We start from the raw sequence: 2,014 nt of genomic DNA, 5'->3' as shown, positions 1-2,014 counted from the left end.
TGTTCGCTCCGCGTTCGGTGGCGGTGATCGGGGCGGGTCGCGCGGTGGGCGGTGTGGGGCATCGGGTGTTGCGCAATCTGATCGATGGGGGGTTTCGCGGTCCGGTCTATCCGGTGAATCCGAACGCGGGGGAGGTGTGCGGTCTGGCGGCTTATCCGAGTGTGGCGGCGGTTCCGGGGCCGGTGGATCTGGCGGTGGTCGCCACTCCGGCGGCGGTGGTGGCCGGGGTGGCTCGGGAGTGCGCCCGGCATGGTGTGCGTGCTCTGGTCGTGGTGAGTTCGGGGTTCGCCGAGTCGGGGAACGCGGGCCTGGAGGCGGAGCTGGTGGGGGTGTGCCGGGAGGCGGGGATGCGGCTGGTCGGGCCGAACTGCCTGGGCGTGGTGAACACGGCGGTGTCGCTCAACGCGAGTTTCCTGCCGCATCGGCCGGCGGCCGGGAGGCTGGGCCTGATCTCGCAGTCCGGTGCGGTGGCCGCCGCGGTGATCGATCGTGCGGCCGGGATCGGGCTGGGGATCTCCTCGTTCGCCTCGGTCGGGAACAAGGCCGACGTCAGCGGCAACGACCTGCTGGAGTACTGGCAGGACGACGAGGGGACCGACGTCATCGCGTTGTACCTGGAGTCGTTCGGCAACCCGCGCCGGTTCGGCCGCATCGCGCGCCGGGTCAGCGCCACCAAGCCGATCCTGGTGGTCAAGAGTGGTCGTGGGCAGGCCGGTGGCCGCGCGGTGCGTTCGCACACCGCCGCGGTGGCGACGCCGGACGCGGCCGTGGACGCGTTGCTGGCGGGTTGCGGGGTGATCCGGGAGGACAGCGTGCGTGACCTGCTGGACACCGCCCGGCTGCTGGCCCATCAGCCGCTTCCCAAGGGGCGGCGGGTGGCGATCGTGGGCAACTCCGGCGGGCCGCAGGCGATGACGGCCGACGCCTGCGAGCGGCAGGGGCTGGTGGTGCCGGAACTGTCGCCGGCCACGCGCCGGGCGCTGGGCGCCCGGCTGCGTCCGGCCGCGGCGGTCGGCAACCCGGTGGACGTGACCGCCGACGGGCAGGCCGGCGAGCTCGCGGACGCGGTCCGGGTGGTGCTGGGCGATCCGGGCGTCGACGCGGTGCTGGTCGTCTACACCCCGCCGTTCGGCTCGGGCCTGGCCCGCACCAGGCAGGCCATCGCCGCCGCCGCCCGGGGAACGGACAAGACCGTGCTGGCCGCCGTGCTGGGACACGACGGCCTGATCGGCTCGCACGTGCCGAGCTACGCCTTCCCCGAGCAGGCCGTGCACGCCCTGGGCCGCGCCGCGTGGTACGCCGCCTGGCGCGCACGCCCCCAGGACCCGCCCGTGCAGGCGGCCCCCGTCGATGCCGCCTGCGCACGCCGGATCGTCACCACCGAGCTGGCGAACCATCCCCAGGGCCGTTGGCTGGACTACCAGACGGCCGCGCGGCTGCTGGGGTGTTATGGCGTCCAGGTGGCCCAGGCGGTCTCGGTCGACGGCGCCGAGTCCGCCGGTGAGGCCGCCGCCTGGCTCGGCCTGCCGGTCGTGCTCAAGGCCACCGGGCCGGGCCTGGTACACAAGAGCGACGTCGGAGGCGTGGCGGTGAACCTGTCGGGCATCGAGCAGGTCCGGCAGGCCTACCGGGACATGGCCGAGCGGATCGGCCCGGACATGACCGGCGCGCTGGTCCAGCCGATGGCCGCCGGCGGAGTGGAGATGATCGTCGGCGGGGTCGCCCACGACGTCTTCGGACCCCTGGTCATGGTCGGCCTGGGCGGGGTGAGCGCCGAACTGCTGGCCGACCGCGCCTTCCGAGTCCCGCCGATCACCGCCCCCGAAGCCGCCCGGATGCTGGGCGAACTCCGCTGCGAACCGCTGCTCCACGGCTACCGCGGCCGCCCCGCGGCGAACCTGGACGCGCTACACGCGCAGATCACCGCAGTGGGCCACCTCATGGACGACCTCCCCGAAGTGGCCGAACTCGACCTCAACCCCGTGATCGCCACCCCCACCGGCGCAGTCGCCGT

The 2,014-nt window shown here is 74.0% G+C and carries 1 protein-coding gene; it reads left to right on the top strand.

What is annotated here, in order from left to right:
* Positions 1 to 17 precede the first annotated feature (17 nt).
* On the top strand, positions 18 to 2,014 hold a 1,997-nt coding region (locus tag PYR91_RS36230; protein ID WP_347944064.1), incomplete at its 3' end, for an acetate--CoA ligase family protein.

The organism is Sphaerisporangium sp. TRM90804 (genome assembly GCF_029846175.1).
Classification (GTDB): Bacteria; Actinomycetota; Actinomycetes; order Streptosporangiales; family Streptosporangiaceae; genus Sphaerisporangium.
The sequence above is the reverse complement of the archived record's forward strand: the minus strand, read 5'-3'. Positions and strand labels throughout refer to the sequence as shown.